Source organism: Paenibacillus sp. PL91 (assembly GCF_012935325.2).
Classification (GTDB): domain Bacteria; phylum Bacillota; class Bacilli; order Paenibacillales; family Paenibacillaceae; genus Pristimantibacillus.
Map to the genome: position 1 here is coordinate 913,630 of NZ_JABBYG020000001.1, position 20,383 is coordinate 934,012.

A 20,383-nucleotide genomic window follows, 5' to 3' on the forward strand; every position below is an offset into this window, starting at 1 on the left:
AAAGACCGATTTTTATATCGGTCAAGTAGAAGCTCTTTTTTAGACGAAAAATGAATTTGCTGTTCTATGGATAATACTTCCGTCAGACATACGAACGGAATCATCGTTATATCCAATAATCGTAGCGGCTGGCCTAATCTGCATACCGTTTTGCATGGCTTTGATTATAGCCTTTTGAGCAATCGCTACTTCAAAATCTTTGTTTGTAATTAGTCTTTGACCTTCTTGAAGTTTAATTTTCTGTTGCATTTAAACATACCCTCCACGGTTTTTTTTATTTTTTATGCTAAGGTCAAATATTACACTAAAAACTTCATACAAAGCAATGGTAGAGAATAAAATTCAAGATGGAATCGTCAATTTTTTTCCTCGAAGGACAGCACCTGGTACTGAAAGTAACGAGAACCTATTCATAGAAGCCGCTTAATTGCGGCTTTTTTTGATTTTATAGTGATGAGGGGGCTGAAGGAATGCTTTTTATATATGATGGTTCAACAGGCTGCCGTTCGGTCTATGACGGATTGAATCCATCTTTATTATGAGAAGGAGATTCTTTTTTTATTCCTATCATTATAGACAATTTTGATCTTGGATTGAACAAACAGAGAACGTTACCGGCAATGATACTCCTCCTAATTTGAACTTGGTGGACCTATGACTCTTCCAATTGCCCTGTTTCACGGCGCCGCCAACTCATGAATACCAAGGACAATGCAATTACCGAGAGGATAACCCCAAGCAGTCGAAATCCCCCGGCGCTGAACTTATCTCCCATTACGATGCCTAGCAACAAGGAAGAGAGAATGGTCCCCAGATATCTCGATGTCATAAATACTCCGGATGCTACACCGATCATTTCTTTTGGAGAACTTTTGAACAAGGCCGCTTGCATACCGACATTGTTCAACCCATTGCTAATACCGAATGCAGCTAACGCCAAACACACGCTGATAACCGGTGAGGTTTGATTCAATGTCGCTAGCCATACTGACCCAAGTGTCATCAGTATTCCGGATACTAGCAATGCTGGTCGTGATCCTGATTTTTCTACCCATCGTCCTGCTAATGGAGAAACAACGAGCGAGCACAAACCCAGGCTTAGCATGAGAATCCCTGTATGGAATTCGCTGACATGACGTACCATTTGCAAGTAGGAGGGGAGCCCGAAAAAAAGCGAGTAATAAAGTACGTTAACGAGCATGAATTCGATATTGACCCAAGTCATCACAGGATATTTGGCAAATGTGCGTAAAGGAATAAAGGGTGACGTCGCTTTTAACTCATGTCTTACGAAAGCCCCCAGCGAAACGAGACCTATCAATCCAACGATGACATGTCCATATGAGACATGCCCCGAAGATTTTGCAGACAGTAATCCAATGAGTAGGGCAACGAGACCGACAGTAAAAAGAAGGATCCCTGACGCATCAATCCGTTTAGACCATTTTCGAAAGGAAATGTTGCGTGCATCTGATGTTGGCGGTCCGTCCTTAGGGATATTCCTCCAAGCTAAGAGGAAGCCCGTTACTACGATTGGAATATTGACGAAAAAGATAGCTGGCCAGTCCCACCAGTGAATCAAGACCCCACCGAGAAAGGGGCCAATTGCTGCTGCTCCTGATAGAAATATGGACAAAACCGACAGCGCAGACGCTTGTTTCTCCGTGATATGAATTCGCACAATGGCCATTCCAACTGAAACCATCATGCTAGTTCCGATGGATTGCACAATTCGAAACACGATGAGCCACCCAAAGTTTGGTGAAAATGGAGCTAATAGTGACGCAACGAAGGCTACAACAAGCCCTGTAAGAAATATCTTCTTGCGACCGAATAAATCACTCGCTTTTCCCATGACAGGTTGAGCGATGCTGCTTGCAATGTAGAAGGAAAAAATTATCCAGGAAACTACCGTAAAGTCAAGGCGATACACATCTTGCAGCCTTGCAATAGCCACAGAAATCATCGAAGAATTTAATGGGTTCAAAAGTACCCCCATTCCAACGGAAATCATCAACCACCTGCTGCGAGCATTCATTTTTGGTCCCCCCATAGCGAAGCGTATTAATGCCATCGTACTTGAAAGCGTTTATTTATTCCAACGCATTTTATGTTATGATTTCATTGATTAGAAGGAATGAAGGAGGGTGCAAAATGGAACTGCTTCAACTGCAATATTTTCTTGCGGTAGCTCGTTTGGAACATGTGACCGAAGCTGCACGAAGTCTGCACGTTACTCAATCGTCACTAAGCAAAACGATTCAACGTTTGGAAGAGGATTTAGGGGTCCCTCTATTCGATCGAATAGGGAGGAGGCTGCGTTTGAATGAGTTCGGCAGCAGATTCCTTCGCCGTGCAGAAAGGGCGTTGTTTGAATTGGAACAGGGGAAGCAGGAGATTAGTGATCTTTCCAGCCCGGAGCATGGCACACTCGAATTGGCAGTGACTACCGCTAGCACGTTACCCAAAATCCTTCGGGAGTTTAGGAAAAAACGGCCCTATATCCAATTTCATGTTCAAATGCTGACCACTCAGGAAATGGTTACGCTTCTTCATAGAGGAGAGGTCGATTTCTGCTTGTCCTCACCACCTATTCAAGGGGATGACATTGGATGTCAAATCGTGTACATCGACCCGATCCTAGTAGCTGTACCGAAGGGGCATCGGCTGGCAGACCGAAGCAGCGTATCCTTGTCAGAACTAAGGGATGAATGGTTTGTCGGTGTAAAGAAAGGCTACGGTACTCGCGATCTAGTGGACGCTATATGCAAATCGGTTGGATTTGCACCTAAATATGTATATGAGGGAGATGAGCCTGCAAGGCTGAGCACTCTTGTGGAAGCAGAAATTGGCATAGCCTTCATACCAAGCACGGCTAGATTTTCACGGGAGCATATTAAATATCTCCAAGTAGAGAATCATGAATTGGTACGGGAGATAGCTTTAGTATGGAACAGGAGTCGGTACATTTCGCGGGCTGCTCTTGAATTCCGTGAGGTTGTTGTACAATATTTTGAGGCGTTATCCAAACAGACAATAAATTAAAAAGAAGAATGATCGAAAACATGTGTTACAAGCATTAGCTAATGTTGATTTTAATAATCCTCTGGAAAATGCCGCAGAAGCACTTGCTCTTTTGGAAGAGAAAAACACGGTCGGAAAACTGGTTTTGCAAATGTAAGCCTGACCACTGTCTATCCTTAATAAAACAGTCTTAAACATCGCCTAAAAGATGGCGATGTTTTTTTGATGTTCAAATTAATGCTTGCTAGACGTATACCTGAAGAGAAGCCGCATGCCTGCGGCTTCTCTTCGTTATTTAAGCATTTTCCGAACCAGCTGAGTCCGGCTGCTGACATCCTGCTTCTCGAAGATCGATTTCAAATGCTTCTTCACCGTTACCTCGCTAAGATACAGTCGGGCAGCGATATCCGCATTGGTCAGCCCTTCGAATACGAGGGCGGCAACCTCCTTTTCCCGGGCGGTCAAGCCATTCAGCTCCGACATGCCGCCTTCGCTTCCGCTCGTAGGGGAAACATCCATACCAGTGTCGTCCGATTCCTCCAGCGGAAGCTCGATTCGAAGGCCCGAGCGCTTGACCAGCTTCCGGATATAAGCATGTAGATGCTCGCCCTCTGTATCCCGAATGAAGACAGGCGTCGGTGTAATGCCGTCGTAGTTCGTATGGACAGCATGATCGGCCGTATCGAAGCCGAGGCTTTCATGAGCCGCAAGGAAGAACGGGTGGGGAGCGGGGGTACGCAGCAAGAACTCTCCGGTGAACATCAATCCGTGGAGAAAGTGGCCGATGGCCGTATGCTGGGCAGCATTCTCGTAATCGTCTTGATCGATCATATCGATAAACCAGCCAGCGCGGGTATGTTCCGGAACGGCAAACCGCTTAAGCTCTTCTTCTGTAAGGCCGGAGAAATAGGAACGGGAGCACGGATGCTCCATCAAATACGGCATCGTCTTCCGGTTGATGGGAACGAGCGAGATGAGTACCGCTATCTTCCCCGCGTCGTTTCGCATGACGCGGAGCACGTCGTATTCGAGCGAGAACAACCGGTCCAGATCGAACCATTTCAGGGAATATAGATTCTCCTCCGCAGTCAGTTTAAAGTCGAAACGGCGGTTTGTCGCAGCATCGAACAGCTTAATCGTCTGCGCCGAGGCCGTATCCTGACGGTACCGGACATAGCGCTCGAGCTCTGCACGGTGGCTCCGGCCGACGGACTCGAACGGCCGAGGGGTAGGATCGAACCAATTCATCAGGGCATGGATCAGAGCGTCCCCGGCATAATACGTAAGCTCAAGCGCTTCATGATTGCGCAAATTTCGCGGCGAAAGCTTAAACCTTTCGTAGGCGTGGATGATGGCCCGGGTTTGAAGCCGGTCATACAGCTGAGGCGAGCGCAAACGCAATTCTTGAATCACCGCTTCACGCATTAAAGCGTGAACCGTCCAGCCGCTGTCCGTTCTTCGTACGAAGGAGAAACGGATGAGCTGATAAAATTCCGGAGTAGTCATTTCCTTCTCCATCATAAAGGAGAGTGTATCCTGATTAAAATAACGCAGCACGGCGGCGGCTTCGACAAGGGGGCGCATATGCTCACCTGGAATTTCCCGCAGCCACTGGCTTACGATGAAAGTCAGGCTGTCGGCTTCCTCCGAGCTCTGTCCTTCGCCGGCCTGCGGTGCCTGTTGCTCCCAGAAGAACGCAAGCAGAGAAAGCGTTAACGGATGTCCCTTGGACCTGCGCCAGATGTCCCGGACTAAGGACGGATCAGATATTTGGCAGTAGCTGGCGTATCGTTCGACCGCTTCATACGGGAGATGATCCAAGTAAATTCTTGCGATCTGCGTACGCCAGACGGACGAGAGAACCCACGCTTCGGAGAGGGCATGGCGCCCGGCCGTCACGATCAGCACATTTTCGTGAAGCCGCTTGAAAAAATATTCGCGCAGCCAATGATCGAGCGCTTCCAGCGTCTCGTAATTGTCCAGGAACAGCACCACTCGTTCGGATGCTGCCGTCTCATTCAGCTTGCGGATACTCCTCTCCAATAAAGAAGAAGCCTCCAGGCCCTCATCGTCAGGCTCCAAGCTTCTTAAGGTTTGTAAGATATGTAAACAAAAAGCATCCGGTGAACGCCAAAATCCTTCGCTGTCCATTGCAATCGAGGCGATTCCCCTTAATCTGGCCTGCCGCTGCAGCTCGTCGAGCAGACAGCTCTTGCCGACGCCGGCCGTTCCGAAGAGGTGAATCAGCCTCTTGGTTCGGCGCTCGTCCTCAAGCATGTTGATAAAGGCATTAATTTCCGCGGAGCGTCCGACCAGCAGCCGGCTTTCCAGCTCCTCCATTCTGAACTGAATCATCCGTTCACCCACTTCGTCATATCATTTCATCAAAATGTCCTCCACCATATTTTACACGCTCCCATGTCGTTTAGCACCTGGTTTTTACATAAAGGGTATACTTTTGGATGCATCCTTTCGGGTAATATCGCCGCGACAAAGGCGATGGTAGGATGTGTTTAGGCGAGATGCTGCCGGAAAGGATGAAGGAAGCATGGCGAAGGTAAGCCGATTGGAACACATAACGCTGTACGCTCATGATGTGCGCAGGCTAGCGGCCTTTTATGAAACGGCGCTGGAGCTGAAGGAGGCGAAGACGCCTGGCGAGGACGGGACAGCTAAGCTCGGCATCGACCCTTCCTCGGGTCGGCGTGAGCTGATCATCATGAACAATCCGCATCATATGCATTTGGCTTTCTGTGCAGATACGTTGAACGACTTCAAGGCTGTATGGCACAAATTGAAGGACCTGGGCGTTTTCACCCAGGGACCGTATTGGCAGCAGGAAGGACCTACGTTTTCTTTTTTCGATCCGGAAGGGAATCATGTGCAAATCATTTGGACCGTTCAGGCAGAGTTGCCGGCCGGTAGAACGGTTACGTTCGAACAATTGGAGGAATGGGCGGACCGAACCTGAACCGACTCCGACGAATGCCAAGCCGACTCGCATGGTTTGCCGGCACAGCTTCACGCAAGATTTGTCTAATGAAAAGGAGAGGTAATTACAATGTCTAAAGGTACTTACGGAAACAACAGCTCGAATGGAGGTATGCAGACGGATGCTTTCGCCGCGACTTTAACGGCCGGCTCATTCACTGCAGCCCCTCAGATGGTAAACGACAGGCTTGCCTATCATAAAGCGCTGCTGGAAGCAAAGGGTGTGACATCGCTTTCTAGTCTAGGCACGCTGCAAATCAGCGGCCGCATCGTTCCTCAGTCAGGCATAACTAAGCCGGGAGCAAGCATTATCAGCGGAGGTACAATGGTGCAGTCCGCTACCCGCATCGTCACAAGCCAAAAAGGAACGCCAACGATAGAGACCTACAGCGGTAAGGCCGATATTCTGACGGCGATACCGTTCACCAGCAAGGACAAAGCCTTTCTATCGTTGCCTGCTCTTACGGCTGGATCCGATGTCTCGATCGATACGGCGTACTGGGTCGCCTCCGAGGTGTATATCACGAGAGGAACGAATATCATCTTGAAGTACCCGCATCGCTATCTCATTATCCTTGCAGAGAAGCTGACAGTCGAGGATGAGGTTTCGTTCAGCTGGGAGCGCCCTTTCCGTTATATTCCTCCGCAAGTCAACCCAGCTCCGACTACACCGGGTGATGCGCCGATGTCCACGACGCTGGTTGGCATTCCGGGGACGAACGGTACGCCAGGCTGGACGGGATACCGCGGGTACGACGGCGCATCCGCGCCGGAGCTCGAAGTATGGGTGCTTGATATGTCAGGGAGACCGCGATTTGACCTGCGCGGCCAGGATGGCACCCAAGGCGGCCAAGGACAAAACGGCGGCAACGGTGGAAAAGGTGGAAAAGGCAAGCCTGCTGTGCTGGATTGGGCGGGCTTCTGCAAGGCGGGTGCTGGCGCTGGCGGCAACGGAGGTAACGGCGGTGCAGCCGGCAGCGGCGGTGCTGGAGGCAACGGCGGCACGGGTGGCCGGCTGAGTTTATATGCACCGCAGTCTGTTCTGCAGCAATATGTAAGAGGGGGATTTGATATCCAGACTGTTGGTGGAGGCGCAGGTGCGGGCGGACTTGCGGGCGTACCCGGATTCGGCGGTGCAGGTGGGGACGTTGGAGACTCGAAGGGCTCCTGCGGTCCGGGACCTCGGAGGGCGGGTCAGCCTGGCGCGCCGGGGGCTGCCGGCTACCAAGGGCCGTACGGTAGGCCGGGCAGCATTCTGCCTAATCCGGTCAGCTTCTTTGACATTGATCCCGGTGATTTCATAATAAAAATGCTGGAGCCTGCGATTAACCATGTCAGCCCACTTTATGTCAAAACCGGCGACCGGGTGACGGTAGAGGGAAAACGATTCGCCTTCAGCGATAAGCTGGTTATCGACGGTACCGAAGCCTCTACGACGGTTCTAAGCGATACACTCCTGCAGTTTACTGTACCGCCGCTGTTCGGAGGCTCGCGTACGATTCAGGTTCGTCAGGTGGATTCTACGCTGTCTAATCGCGCTTCCGTTTATGTTCTGCCTCAGATTATAGATATCGAGCAGGAAGGGATGGGAGAACGGAAGCCGGATGAGCTGCTTCGCGTCAAGCCGGGCATGAAGGTTACCTTGAAGGGAAGCGGCTTTACGGAAGGAACGCTCGTGCTCGTCAACGATCACGAAATGCCGGATGTCCGTCTGATCAACTCGACGCAAATCGAATTTACGATGGTTCGTCCTTCTGATACGGAGATCAATGCATCAGGCGAACGCGTCACCTTGAAGGTTCGTTTCACGGACGGCACACTGTCTAATACATTCCATCTGGAGCTTGAGACGTACCATATGCTAGTGATCGGCGACTCCGTCAGCTGGGGCCAAGGGATGCAGGAGCACGAGAAATTCTACTCGCTCGTTGGCGCGGCGATTCAGGCCAAGAATGGCAATATCAAGCAGTATACGAGTGTTTTGGCGCATTCTGGGGCGACCATCGGAGACGGCAATTCAAATACTGCCGAGCAGGTGGACGGCGAGGTGCCGACGTCCTATCCGACAATTCTGCAGCAGTGTGACCTATTCACCGACCGGAGGGATAAAGTAGATCTGGTTCTAATGGACGGCGGGATGAACGACGTTGACGTTAGAACTGTCCTGAACCCGTTTAACTTAGTGAATTTAGATGAGCTGTTCGAGACGCATTTTAATCAAAGCATGTATACGCTGCTGGACAAAGTTACGAGACTTTATCCAATGGCCAAGGTCATCGTGACCGGCTATTATGCGCCGATCTCCCGCAAGAGCGATCTTGCGGCAGTCGAGGCGATGCTTATCGCCCTCGGCATACTCGTGGGAGGAGCCGGCGGCGGAGCGGCAGGAGGCGTGTTCGGTCTTGCCGAATTCGAAAACATTTGCAACCGCTGCGAGAAGCTGGAGAGAGAATCCAAGATGTACCTACAGCAGGTCATTAACCGTAAAAACGGGGAGCTGAATACCCCTCAGATCTTCTTCGCCGATCCTAACTTCGGTCCCGACCACGCGGCGCTTACCGACGATCCGTACCTGTTCGGCATTAATCTGGATCTCTCGCCGCAGGATTTCATAGCGGGCGACCGGCTGGTTTCTTGCACGGAGGCTGGTTGCACAGGTCTGGATATGGAAATATGCAAACGCGCCTCGATGGGCCATCCGAATCCGAAGGGCGCTCAAGCTTACGCAAACGCTATTATGCCGTTTTTATAATACTAATTTCATATAAAGCGGGAAGGGGAGTATCGGCTAGATGCCGGCGCTCCCCTTTGATGTTTTCATTGATAACAACCTCACTAGCATGGGAAAGGCGCCCTACATGGGCGCCATTTTCCATTGGTTACAAGGCCTTTCAAACCGCGAGCCTCCGCCTGCCATTCAGCAATTCGAGACGCGGAGCCTGTCTATGGATTTGTGTGGCTTGGTTAACTTCGATTGTATGTGCGATTGCTGTGATTTTCATCTCCACAGCAACGAACAACGAAATGCCTACCAGTATTTTTCTTAAATCCGATTCGTGCAAATCTGATCGTCGCAAGCCCTTTCTTTATTGTCATGATTAAGTTTATGATTGTAATGTTATTCCAAAGCTTTGTGATTATTAGTTCAAACCAATCTTATGATAGTTTCTAGAGAATGACGTACCAAGGGATTGAGCAGAGACACGTGAAAAAGCCGCTATATTTTTTTTGGAAATAAGTTATTGCCGTTGTCGATTTTGTTAACTGCCGTTCGTCGTATTGAATAGAGTCACAATTCATCTCATCTTAAGGAGGATTAAAATGAAATTTCTTTGTTTGGGATACTTTGATCAAGAGAAAATGGATGCCCGTCCGGAGTCGGAGATTCATGCAGTGATGGAGTTGTGTCAGCCTCACCTCGAAGAATTTTATAAAAGCGGCCAAGTCATTATGGATGCCGGCCTGTCTTTGGAATCAAAATGCATGCGCCGGGAGAACAAGAAGGTGACAATTACGGACGGTCCTTTTACGGAGTCTAAGGAGATGATAGGCAGCGTGTTCCTCATAGAAGCACGGGACATGGAGGATGCGATTAGGATAGCTTCCCTGCATCCGACTACGCAAGTGGGGGAGGGCGAGCAGTTTGGCTGGCGCCTGGAAATCCGCCCGATTCATTACTTTGAAAAGAAACAACAACAGTAGTAGCCATTGATTTCTCCAACCGATTCGGCAAATGGGAATCCAATTGTTTACGCCGTAAGATACTAAAAACGTGAGACGCTGCCGATGCAGCGTCTTTTTCTGCTATAAAACAAAAGGCCATTTAGTTTGAGCTCTCAAATGTCGTTGCGCTAACGGACACACAAAGCAAGGAGAATTTATTGCCGGCAGCTGGAACGTTTATAAAATGCTCTAAACGGGTATCTGACCTTAGCCTTAGTAGGCTAGTTTTTGGCGTGTCAACCAGAACCGATGGAGGTCATTACATATGATAAATAAGCTGCGAGTTTCCGAATGGAACGGCAAGTTGCAGAACGCTCAGTGCGCTGGCCCCGCAGACGACCCGCAATAACCGAGTAGATCCCTATGTGAACGGTCCGCAGTGTTTGGAAAGGTTAGTAAGCGAAATCAGGAAAGCGGAGCGGCATATTCATCTTTCGATGATGCTATTTATTTAATCCCTGAAGTCTTTGAGGGTAATATTGCGGTGAATTCTAGTGCAGTGAAGATTTTAGAGTTTGGGGAGAGTAAGTACGATTGAACTAACAAATTTCCAAGTGTTGACATAGAAATTAATCATGTGTTAGCATTACTTTACCATGAAAAGAACGGAGGGGTTACGTGTGTTGAACTAATTCTTTGATATTCTTTGCACAAAGAAATAAATAGTGATTTAAGGCTATTTGTGTGCATAGTAATCGAAGAATGGTTTGCCTTCACGGTAACCTAGTTTAGTGATATGCGATTGGAGGCAGTGGTAGCTCAATCCTCTTGTCGTATAGACTGAATTTAAGGAAAATGGAATGAACCTTTGATCTATCCGGTGGCTGGACTGCGAGTCTACCATTGGGAAATCATCCTATTGCGTTCATTTTCAAATTCTTTTTCGATTACTGTATGCACAGGCTAATAGCCTGTGTTTTTTTATTTTTCATATAAAGACTGGAGGAATTACAAATGAACGAACGTTTAATAAAAGCAGATGGAATTGAACTCTGTTCGGACAGTTTCGGTGAACAAGTTAACCCGGCAATATTATTGATTATGGGTGCCCAATCCTCAATGATTTGGTGGGAAGAAGAGTTCTGCCATCGTTTGGCCGATACAGGGCGTTTTATCGTTCGTTATGATAATCGCGATGTTGGACGTTCTACAGCGTACGAACCTGGTCAACCAGGCTATACTTTCGAAGAAATGGCAGATGATGCCGTTCGGGTATTGGATGCTTATAAGATTGAACAAGCGCACATCGTAGGTATGTCCATGGGCGGTATGCTAACTCAAATGATAGCTTTGCGGCATCCAAAGAGAGTGCTAACCATTACGCTCCTGTCAACGTCCAATTTTGCTCAGGATCTCCCCCCGATGGAGGAAAGGGTTATGGAATTTTTCTCGAATATGGGGCTAATAGATTGGACGAACGAACAATCGGCAGTTAAATTTGCGATTGATAGGTCTAGAATCCTAGTAGGTTCAAAGCATCCTTTTGATGAGCAGAAAGTTGGCTTTATAGCTAAAAAAGAATTTACAAGAAGTAACAATATGGCCAGCATGAATAATCACGCCTTGCTGGCAGGTGGAGAATCCTATTTAGTAAGGACGGGAGAAATAAATGTACCCGCTCTGATTATACACGGTACTGAAGATCCGATAATCCCTTATGAACACGGAATAAATCTTGCTAACGAAATTCCGGGTGCGGTTTTACTGACATTGGAAGGTACAGGGCATGAGCTTCATTATGACGACTGGGATTTAATAATCGACTCTATTACAAAGCACACTTCAATACCAAATCAGTTCAGCTAACTGGGAACGATAGTGCGTAGTAACTCCTTCGCCGTACGATTTGACGACAATGGTTTAGTACTTACCTTGATGAAAAGCGATCAAGTCAGCTATCCCAAGACGTTTCATATCGGCTTCATTCAAGGCGAAGAGCATGTGGACGAAATCGAACAACACTTGAAGGATGATGGTTTAGCAAGCTTTATTCAACTTCTATGACCTTATTCTAGTCAAAATCCATCGGGCGAAAATGGCAATAGTCGCGACTGTCGAACCCGGCGTATTGTAAATTTTTTGTTCTTTGCGCCCGGAAGTCCGCATTTCCTATACAATAAGAGCATTCGGTTCATTCAGGAGGCCAAGCTGATGAGGTCATATTCGAAGGAAGAAAAAAGCTGGATATGGTACGACTGGGGCCATTCCGCCTACTCTATCATCATTTCCACGGCCGTTTTTCCGCTCTTCTACAAAGCGGCGGCTGAGGACGCTGGCGTAAGCGCCACGAATTCTACGGCTTATCTGGGATATGCGATTGCGATTTCGACGCTTATTCTTGCCCTGTTAGGCCCGATCTTGGGCACAATTGCCGATTACCAAGGGTTCAAAAAAACGTTTTTCGCCGGCTTCAGCTTGTTTGGCATCGTCGCCACTGCGCTGCTAACGTTTATTTCGCATGATAATTGGGAGCTGCTGCTCGTCTGTTATATGTTCATTGCGATCGGCTCGGCGGGCTCCAATGTGTTCTACGACGCTTTCCTCGTGGACGTCACAGACGACGAACGGATGAATAAGGTGTCCGCCCGCGGATTTGCGATGGGGTACATTGGGAGCACGATTCCTTTTATCATCAGCATCGCGATCATTCTTCTTGCTGAGCAAAAGGTTCTGCCGATCTCCGTAACAGTGGCGAGCCAAATCGCGTTCTTCATTACAGCGCTCTGGTGGGGCGTATTCACTTTGCCTATGCTCCGCAACGTACGCCAGAAGCATTACTTGAACCGCGAGCCTCGCATCGTCGCGAACAGCTTCAAGCGCCTCTACGAGACCTTAAAGCAAATCAAGCAGCATCGCGCGATTTTCCTTTTCTTGCTCGCTTATTTTTTCTACATCGACGGCGTCGGGACGATCATTACGATGTCCACCGCCTATGGGACCGATCTGGGCATCGAATCGACTGACCTGCTCATCATATTGTTCGTCACGCAAGTCGTCGCTGCTCCATTCGCGATACTGTACGGGCGTCTGGCGGATCGGTTCTCGGGTAAAATCATGCTTTACGTCGGCATCTGCGTCTATATCATCGTATGTATCTACGCGTATTTCATGAAGTCTGCGTTCGACTTCTGGGTGCTAGCGATGCTTGTCGCCACCTCGCAAGGCGGTATCCAGGCGCTGAGCCGGGCCTACTTCGCGCGTATGGTACCGAAGGAGAACGCCAACCGGTTTTTCGGGTTTTATAATATTTTTGACAAGTTCGCTTCCATTCTGGGCCCGCTTCTAGTCGGCGTAACAGCTCAGCTCACCGGCCACACGAGTATAGGCGTATTCAGCCTTGTTATTCTGTTCATCGTAGGTATCGCCATTCTCATGCGAGTACCGGAGCCGGGTAAAGGACAGGCGGTCGGCATCTCAGGCGGGCATGGCGACAAGACGAGCGGGTTGAACTAGTCACCGAGGCACCCTGCTTGGTCTCGAAGCAAAGCGCATAACTGAAGCTAAACGCTGAACAATACATTGCTGAGGAGAATCAGGCCCGGATTAAATCTCAATAGTTGTTCAAATAACCAACTCATCCGTTGTTTTTCAAAAAAGGCGCGCTGCACATAGCAGTGCGCCTTTTGATCGACAGATTCTTCGTCCGTAGCGAAAATGTAGTTATAAATCTGTATTTGAATATTAAATAGGATATAAACTATTTCTACATTTCTTGTGATCCGAAAAAAAAATGGGTTTCCCCAGACATCAGCAGTAGGGTCTCTCTAATACCTAGAGCAATTTGAAAACTGGATTTAATTATTTTGGTTTTTTACTCCCCACTCACATAACTCTTCCAAAACGGGTAATAATGTTTCCGCTTTATCCGTGAGACTGTACTCGACTTTAGGAGGAACTTGAGGGTACTCTTTCCGTTTTACCAAACCATCCGCTTCCAATTCTTTTAGTTGTGAACTCAATGTTTTATAAGTAATAGCTCCTATTTGTCTTTTCAAATCATTAAAGCGAACCGTTTGGTTTTCTGCTAGGAGGTATATAATAACCATTTTCCATTTACCACCGATAACTGAAACGGTATATCCAAAAGGTGTATCTTGAATATTTTTAACTTTACCTTTGTATTCAGCCATACTCATATTTACACTATCCTTTCGGGTAGTACCTATCAATAAAGTGCGTACTACTTTTTTAATTGTGCTCAGTTTATACTAACCATACTTTGAAGTAAAGGAGAGAAAAAATGACTAAAAAAACAATACGTCTTTTAATGCCGCAATGGCAAGGGGGAAACAACCCTAACTACTCTTTTGGAGCCGAACTGCTTGCTTGGCTGGCACCGGACAATGATCAACCCCTTATTAATGTTCCAGTTCAAGCTCATGGCACTCCTCTTGAAAACGAGAACGGTATAAATGGGAGAAAGCAGCTACTCGAACAATTAAAGTCTGCTCACCATATAATTGATGCTCATAAGCCGGATCGCATTGTAATGTTTGGTGGTGACTGCTTAGTCGAACAAGCCCCATTTGCCTATTTAAACGAACGATACGATGGGGAGTTAGGTTTAATTTGGATCGATGCTCACAGTGATTTAGTTAGATATGTTGGGTATGACAATGGACATACATTACCTCTCGGGAATCTATTGGGAGAAGGAGATGAGGAGTTCGCTAAATTTGTGAAAACCCCTCTGAAACCTGAAAATGTCTTTATTGCGGGATTGGCAGCTCCTACAGAACAAGAAACAGAAGTGATTTCAGAAGCGTTTCAAAGACTAGGTATAGTTCCAACAGAACAAGATACAGAAGTCATTCAAAGACTAGGTATTAAAACTGCTGGAACCAAAGAGTTAATGAAAAGTACTGAATCTATAAAAGAATGGATTAAAGAAAGTGGCATTAAGCACCTAGCTATTCACCTTGATTTAGATGTGCTTGACCCAAAGGCATTTCGTTCTTTATTATTCGCCAACCCTGAAGCACCTTATAATTTTTCTCCTGCGGGAACGATGCAAATGCCTCAACTACTGCATCTGATTAAAGAACTATCTGAAGAAACGGATGTAGTTGGATTAGGTATTACGGAGCATATGCCGTGGGATTCTATTAACTTGAAGAAACTGCTTGGAGAAATACCTATTTTAAATAATTAGAGTCATAAACGGAATTATAATTGAACAATGATCGGCTTAATCATAAAAATACACTCACGCACTTTATGTTTGCGAAGGTGTATTTTTATGTGGCAGTAAGTGCAAAAAAACACTTAAATTCCTCTGTTTCATGCTATGTAGCATTATTAATTATTGTAAGCTGAAGGCTAAGATAGGCTGGATTCATACTGCTTTCAAGTGGGCAAATGGGGCAACAACACCATCCGCAATTTCTACTGCATAAGGATAAAAACATACTTAATCTTCAGTGCTTGATAGCTGGATACGGAAAGGATACCTTCAAGGTAAAGTAAGGATGCTCTCTTCTGTAAATCACACAAAACGAGGGGAATATTGTATGATTGGGTAGGGAGAATGGATTCTAAACTTAGGAGGATGGCTGATGTCGAAAAGAATAGGGATTATAGTTGGTAGTTTAAGGGAGAATTCAGTCAATCAAATGATAGCGAATACGATCCCTGAACTGGTAGATTCCGCAGAATATGAATACATATCTATTACGAATCTTCCCTTGTATAATGCGGATTTGGATCTAGGAGAAGGGCCGGATCCAGTCATGCGTTATCGCGAAGCGATCCAAAGGACGGATGGCATTATCATCGTTAGCCCGGAGTACAATTCGGGAATACCGGGTGTACTTAAAAATGCGCTGGACTGGGCATCGACCCCAACCAAAACAGCGGTCCTCATTCGAAAGCCTGCAGGTTTGATAGGAGCAACGCCAGGCGCAAAAGGAACGATTCTGTCGCAGCAGCAAATCAGGCAAACGTTGGATTCCACCTCGTCGTATGTCATGCCGATTCAAAAAATGTATATTTCTCAAGTTTTGGATAAGGTAGATCCGGAAAGTCGCAAGCTCACCGATGAAACGACCCGCAAATATTTGCAGCGTTATGTGCGATCGTTTATGCAATGGATAGACCAGGTACAACGGCTGAATGAGTAGTATTCTTTCTCATCACCTCAATATTTAAGTATTACCATTCTAATATATAATGGAGGCACTATGGGTAAAATTGCGGTTTTTGGATTTGGACGTATCGGAAGGCAGCTTCTTCGGGCAGCATTGCAACAAAATTTATTTGTCCCTTTCTCCATCTCCGATATTAAAGATGAAGCAACGCTTGCCGCGCTTTTTGAAGTGGATACCAATTACAAGCGTTGGCATGAGAGCGTGTCAGCCCAAGTAGGAGCGATCGTGATAGGGGACCGGGAGATTCGTTTTCTGAATTCAGCCAGCGAAGTGCCAAATTGGGGAGAGCTGGGCGTCGACCTCGTTATTGATTGTACCGGACGAGCCGTTACGCGGCCGGTAGCCGAGCTGCACTTGGATCGCGGCGCCAAACGGGTGCTTGTAAGCGGTCCGAGCAAAACGCTTGAAGACTGCGACGCGGTATTGCTCAAAGGCATTAACCTGGAAAGCTTCGATCCGGATAAACATAAAATCATTAGCATGGCGAGCTGCACGACCAATGCGCTTGCGCCCGTAATTAAATTGGTCAGAGAAAATTACGGTATTCAATACGGCTTATTCTCCACGGTTCACTCGTATACGAACACGCAATCGTTAACGGATCAGCCGATGAAAGACCGCCGAGATTCATGGGCCGCCGCCGAGAACATCATTCCATCGTCTTCAGGAGCAGCCAAAGCGCTCAAATTCATTTGGAGCGACCTGCAAATTACAGGCAAAGCCTACCGTATTCCGACTCGTACAGGCAGCATTGCCGAACTCAACCTGATAACGGAAAAACCGTGCACCGTTCAGGAGATCAACGATATGTTCCGCCAAGCCGCGAAAGACAGCGAACTAAAGGGCATTCTTGATATTTTGGAAGGGGAATGGGCCTCGTCCCGTATCGTTGCCGATCCTCATTCTTCAATTATTGACCTGCCTTTAACTCAAGTGCAAGGCGAACTGTTGTCCGTCGCAACCTGGTACGATAACGAATGGGGTTATGCTTCGCGGTTGGCTGAGGTAGCCGCCTTCCTTGCGGAAAAATCATAAGCTGGGCTATTAATGACGATTCGATGCACCCTAGGATGTAGGGCTGAACCAAAGGGGACGGCTGGTACATTCTCGGTTAATCATATCCATGGACATTGCTACGTGTATCTGATTGCCGCTGAACTGGGATTTGAATTGGCGGAAACCCGGCCTCAGTTCATAAATAGGGGGATAAGCGGTAATCGAGCATCGGATTTGTACTCCCGTTGGAATGAGGATGTGATTAGTCTACAGCCTGATCTCATTAGTATCTTGGTTGGTGTGAATGATGCCTCGCAGATCATTAGTGGTGCCCCAGGCGGAGCCACTGACCGGTTCGAAAAGGCGTATCGCTGTCTACTGGATGAAACGAAAGAAGTGCTTCCAGAGTGCGGAGTGGTACTATGCGAGCCTTTTGTGTTGAAAACAGGTAAAACAGTAGAGCACTGGAAACAATGGCGTCAACGTTTGGATGAATACAGCCAGGTTGTCACAAAGTTGGCAAATGACTATGAAACACTATTTGTCCCCTTGCAGAATTCGTTTGATACTGCGGCAAAGCGGATAGACACTGGTTATTGGATATGGGACGGCATTCATCCAACGACTGCCGGGCACCGACTAATCGCACGAGAATGGCTGAAGGTCGTTCAGAACAGTCCATGGGCTATACGTTGATAGTAAGTCTAGCTCCATTAGAGTTCATTATTCCTATCTTTTTCTTATTAAGATGAATAGACAACGAATTTTTTCAACTTATGGGACATGATAGTTGAAAAATAGTACACGTCGATGAGCAGGCTCAAGAGGAGCCTGCTTTTTTTATAAAGCAAACAGGCAATAGTGCATGGTATTCTTCGGCTGCTTATGGTGAAGGATACGATAGTAATTTTCAATTATAAGTGAATGTTATTTCCAAAGTTTTGAAAGAAACAGGTATAATTGAACCATAGATCAATTAAGAGGTGGAGGCTTTCCATATGCAAATTGAAGATATCATAAAGGCATACAACCAGGAAAAGAGCATCCCATTCTCTGGTGCTGTGTTAATTGGAAACCAAAGTGGGACAATTTTCGAGCAAGGATATGGTTATGCAAATCGTAGTGAAAAGATAAAGAATATGACTAATACACGATTCGGTATGGCATCAGGCTGCAAGATTTTTACCGCAGTAGCAGTATGTCAGCTAGTTGAGAAAAGACTTCTTGACTTTGATACTTTATTAAGTGACTGTTTAGAAGTTTCCTTCCCTAATTTTGATCCGAGAATAACTGTGCATCATCTATTAACTCACAGTTCAGGCATATCCGATTACTTTGATGAAGAGACCATGAGTGATTATGCGGATTTATGGAAGTCATTACCTATGTACTCCATAAACTCTCCCAAATGTTTTCTGCCTATGTTTCAGAATAATGAAATGAAATTTGCTCCGGGAGATCGATTTTCATATAGTAACGCGGGTTTCATTATTCTTGGATTGATTGTAGAACATGTCACAGGGCTAACTTTTCAAGAATATGTCGAAGAAAATATTTTCCGTATTTGTGGAATGGAAGATACAGGTTACTTTCGGCTGGACCAGCTGCCCGATCGAACGGCAGTCGGTTATATGGATAGTGGTTCAACTTGGAAATCCAATATTTACTCAATACCAATTGTTGGCGGACCTGATGGTGGTGCTTTTACTACCGTTTATGATTTAGAAAAGTTCTGGAATGCTCTAATGGGTAACTTATTATTATCAAAAAACCTAACTGAAATGATGCTATCACCTCATATTAGTTATAACGAGCATACACAATATGGATATGGTGTGTGGATCCTTATATTAAATAACGAAGTTATAAAATATTATGTTATGGGAAGCGATCCCGGGGTTGAAATGCAATCCTCTGTGTACACAAAACTAAACACACATGTTCATATTTTAGCCAATATGGAAAATAGTGTTGGCTATATTGCAAGAAAAATTAGTGAAATTATCAGCAGCGGGAATTGAACTAACGGGTAACGATACTTCAAAAAAGGGCTACATCGCAAGGAAGGGGATTTGGGCCAATGGCGATGCAACGACAGGAGACAGGTATTTTATCGAATTAAATGATCAAGAGGCAAACGATATATCTTGATATTCTGAGGCTCCGCTATGGCGGAGCCTTTTCTGTCAGTTTTCGTTGACCTAAGTTTTTGGGATTTTCAGCACCGTGCCGGCTTTTACATCATCAATATTAACAATATGATTGTAGCGCGCGATGAACATCACATATTTGTCGGAGTCGTAATAGATTTTAGAGATGCTGTAAAGCGTCTCGCCCTTCTTTACGGTATGATCGGATGTCTTGTAATCGGGTAAAGATTTTTCTGCGCTATTTTCGTCATCCGGCTTGTCGGTTTTCAGGGAGGGAATAATGAGGTTGGTGCCTGCTTTCAAGCCTACATTTTTATCCAGCTTGTTTTCTTTCGCAATATAATCAACATAATCCGCCGATTTGTAAAACATTCTGGAAATCCTTGACAGAGTGTCGCCTGCTTGGATCAGATAGGTAGCCGGCAAATTAATTTTCGAATAGTCTTTGGTTCCCTGTTGGCTGCCATCTATCGAGCTGGTTGTTGATAACAATACTGGGATCTTAAGCGTATCTCCGGCTTTCATATCATTAATAAACACGATATGGTTATACTCTGCAACCAGCGCATAATGCTCCTTAGATTGATAGAACTTCTCGGATATCAAGCTTAGCGTATCGCCTTTTTGGACAACATAGGTAGTTGGAAGCTTCACTGTTTTAGTAGGGGCTTCCGTTGATTTATTGCCGTAATCCTTTTTTTCTTGCGTTGGTTTTTCTGTCAGTGCTGGCTTAGGAGTCTCCGTCGGCTTATCACTTTCTTTGACCGGTGTGTTGGATGCAGTAGGAGCAGGGTCTTCTGTCACATCATCGTATATCTCTTGTTCCTCTTCACTGTCAGGGGATCCGGCAGGGATAGGGTCATCTGCCAATGGCTCGTTTCCTCTATTCCCATTATTAAGGGAATCTGAATCAGAGGGTCCCCCAATACTGTTCTGCCCATTGGCTCGCTCGATATTCTCCGCAGCGAGCGGAAGCTTAGAATCAACTTTATTCGTATATTTACCGTAAAATATTCCGAAAATACCAACAACAATAATGACTATGGCCAGATAGATGATGAGATTTGTTAGCTTTAAAGTTGCCAGGCTGCCTTTGGAATGTTTGCTGCTGCGTTTGGTTCTCTTATTCAAAACGTAATCTTCTCCTTTGTTCCTCAACTTAATCCTATTCTATCGAACTTATTGAAGCCAGTGGAATGGGCCTAAACAGCCAATTCATTAGTACACAAAATGCTCCGTATGTAACTCGCATATCCCTGGTATTTGTGTGTACTTCTTAAAAAACGATAGTTGAATTGCATATTTCGATAATGATATTGTCTATTGCGTAAGTGTATCTTCAACATCTGTATT

16 protein-coding genes and 1 pseudogene are annotated in these 20,383 nt (G+C 46.3%); 12 read left to right on the plus strand and 5 right to left on the minus strand.

The window, feature by feature from the left end; genetic code table 11:
- Nucleotides 1-39: 39 nt before the first annotated feature.
- Nucleotides 40-249, minus strand: a complete 210-nt coding sequence (locus tag HI950_RS04335; RefSeq protein WP_169081421.1) for a hypothetical protein — start codon at nucleotides 247-249, stop codon at nucleotides 40-42.
- Nucleotides 250-652: 403 nt separating this feature from the next.
- The gene (locus HI950_RS04340; protein ID WP_169081420.1) at nucleotides 653-2,038 is read right to left on the minus strand and encodes an MFS transporter; all 1,386 of its coding nucleotides are present in this window, start codon (nucleotides 2,036-2,038) and stop codon (nucleotides 653-655) included.
- Between the two features lie 116 nt (nucleotides 2,039-2,154).
- Between HI950_RS04340 and HI950_RS04345 the strand changes: the two genes are divergently transcribed.
- The gene (locus tag HI950_RS04345) at nucleotides 2,155-3,045 is read left to right on the plus strand and encodes a LysR family transcriptional regulator (RefSeq protein WP_169081419.1); all 891 of its coding nucleotides are present in this window, start codon (nucleotides 2,155-2,157) and stop codon (nucleotides 3,043-3,045) included.
- 270 nt (nucleotides 3,046-3,315) lie between these two features.
- Here the strand turns inward: HI950_RS04345 and HI950_RS04350 are convergent, their stop codons facing one another.
- Entirely contained in the window at nucleotides 3,316-5,379 is a 2,064-nt protein-coding gene (locus tag HI950_RS04350) for a LuxR family transcriptional regulator (RefSeq protein ID WP_169081418.1), read from the minus strand.
- Nucleotides 5,380-5,572: 193 nt separating this feature from the next.
- Between HI950_RS04350 and HI950_RS04355 the strand changes: the two genes are divergently transcribed.
- The 6 genes and pseudogenes from HI950_RS04355 (at nucleotide 5,573) to HI950_RS04380 (ending at nucleotide 13,191) form a co-directional block, all read left to right on the plus strand.
- Nucleotides 5,573-5,995 (plus strand): VOC family protein, encoded by a 423-nt coding sequence (locus HI950_RS04355; protein WP_169081417.1) that lies wholly within the window; start codon nucleotides 5,573-5,575, stop codon nucleotides 5,993-5,995.
- A gap of 90 nt (nucleotides 5,996-6,085) precedes the next feature.
- A complete protein-coding gene (locus HI950_RS04360) occupies nucleotides 6,086-8,767 on the plus strand; it encodes an IPT/TIG domain-containing protein (protein ID WP_169081416.1) in 2,682 nt (893 codons plus the stop codon).
- A gap of 569 nt (nucleotides 8,768-9,336) precedes the next feature.
- On the plus strand, nucleotides 9,337-9,717 hold the full coding sequence (locus tag HI950_RS04365) for a YciI family protein (protein ID WP_169081415.1): 381 nt from the start codon (nucleotides 9,337-9,339) through the stop codon (nucleotides 9,715-9,717).
- A 975-nt stretch (nucleotides 9,718-10,692) separates the two neighbouring features.
- Nucleotides 10,693-11,544 (plus strand): alpha/beta fold macrolide esterase, encoded by an 852-nt coding sequence (gene mle, locus HI950_RS04370; RefSeq protein WP_169081414.1) that lies wholly within the window; start codon nucleotides 10,693-10,695, stop codon nucleotides 11,542-11,544.
- 15 nt (nucleotides 11,545-11,559) lie between these two features.
- Nucleotides 11,560-11,715 (plus strand): annotated as a pseudogene (locus HI950_RS04375) (VOC family protein); the annotation flags it as partial.
- 174 nt (nucleotides 11,716-11,889) lie between these two features.
- Entirely contained in the window at nucleotides 11,890-13,191 is a 1,302-nt protein-coding gene (locus tag HI950_RS04380; protein WP_169081413.1) for an MFS transporter, read from the plus strand.
- A 341-nt stretch (nucleotides 13,192-13,532) separates the two neighbouring features.
- On the opposite strand, the gene HI950_RS04385 is transcribed toward HI950_RS04380, so the two are convergent.
- Nucleotides 13,533-13,874 (minus strand): winged helix-turn-helix transcriptional regulator, encoded by a 342-nt coding sequence (locus HI950_RS04385; protein WP_169081412.1) that lies wholly within the window; start codon nucleotides 13,872-13,874, stop codon nucleotides 13,533-13,535.
- 104 nt (nucleotides 13,875-13,978) lie between these two features.
- On the opposite strand from HI950_RS04385, the gene HI950_RS04390 reads away from it, so the two are divergent.
- The 5 genes from HI950_RS04390 (at nucleotide 13,979) to HI950_RS04410 (ending at nucleotide 18,901) form a co-directional block, all read left to right on the plus strand.
- Nucleotides 13,979-14,890 (plus strand): arginase family protein, encoded by a 912-nt coding sequence (locus HI950_RS04390; protein WP_169081411.1) that lies wholly within the window; start codon nucleotides 13,979-13,981, stop codon nucleotides 14,888-14,890.
- 403 nt (nucleotides 14,891-15,293) lie between these two features.
- On the plus strand, nucleotides 15,294-15,857 hold the full coding sequence (locus tag HI950_RS04395; RefSeq protein ID WP_169081410.1) for an NADPH-dependent FMN reductase: 564 nt from the start codon (nucleotides 15,294-15,296) through the stop codon (nucleotides 15,855-15,857).
- Nucleotides 15,858-15,917: 60 nt separating this feature from the next.
- On the plus strand, nucleotides 15,918-16,919 hold the full coding sequence (locus tag HI950_RS04400) for a type I glyceraldehyde-3-phosphate dehydrogenase (protein ID WP_169081409.1): 1,002 nt from the start codon (nucleotides 15,918-15,920) through the stop codon (nucleotides 16,917-16,919).
- Between the two features lie 12 nt (nucleotides 16,920-16,931).
- Nucleotides 16,932-17,576 carry an SGNH/GDSL hydrolase family protein gene (locus HI950_RS04405; RefSeq protein WP_169081408.1) on the plus strand — a complete coding sequence of 215 codons (645 nt, stop codon included), beginning with the start codon at nucleotides 16,932-16,934 and terminating at the stop codon, nucleotides 17,574-17,576.
- Between the two features lie 302 nt (nucleotides 17,577-17,878).
- Nucleotides 17,879-18,901: a serine hydrolase domain-containing protein gene (locus HI950_RS04410; protein WP_169081407.1), complete on the plus strand. Its 1,023-nt coding sequence runs from the start codon at nucleotides 17,879-17,881 to the stop codon at nucleotides 18,899-18,901.
- A gap of 180 nt (nucleotides 18,902-19,081) precedes the next feature.
- On the opposite strand, the gene HI950_RS04415 is transcribed toward HI950_RS04410, so the two are convergent.
- The gene (locus HI950_RS04415) at nucleotides 19,082-20,188 is read right to left on the minus strand and encodes a LysM peptidoglycan-binding domain-containing protein (RefSeq protein ID WP_187768023.1); all 1,107 of its coding nucleotides are present in this window, start codon (nucleotides 20,186-20,188) and stop codon (nucleotides 19,082-19,084) included.
- Nucleotides 20,189-20,383: the final 195 nt, after the last annotated feature.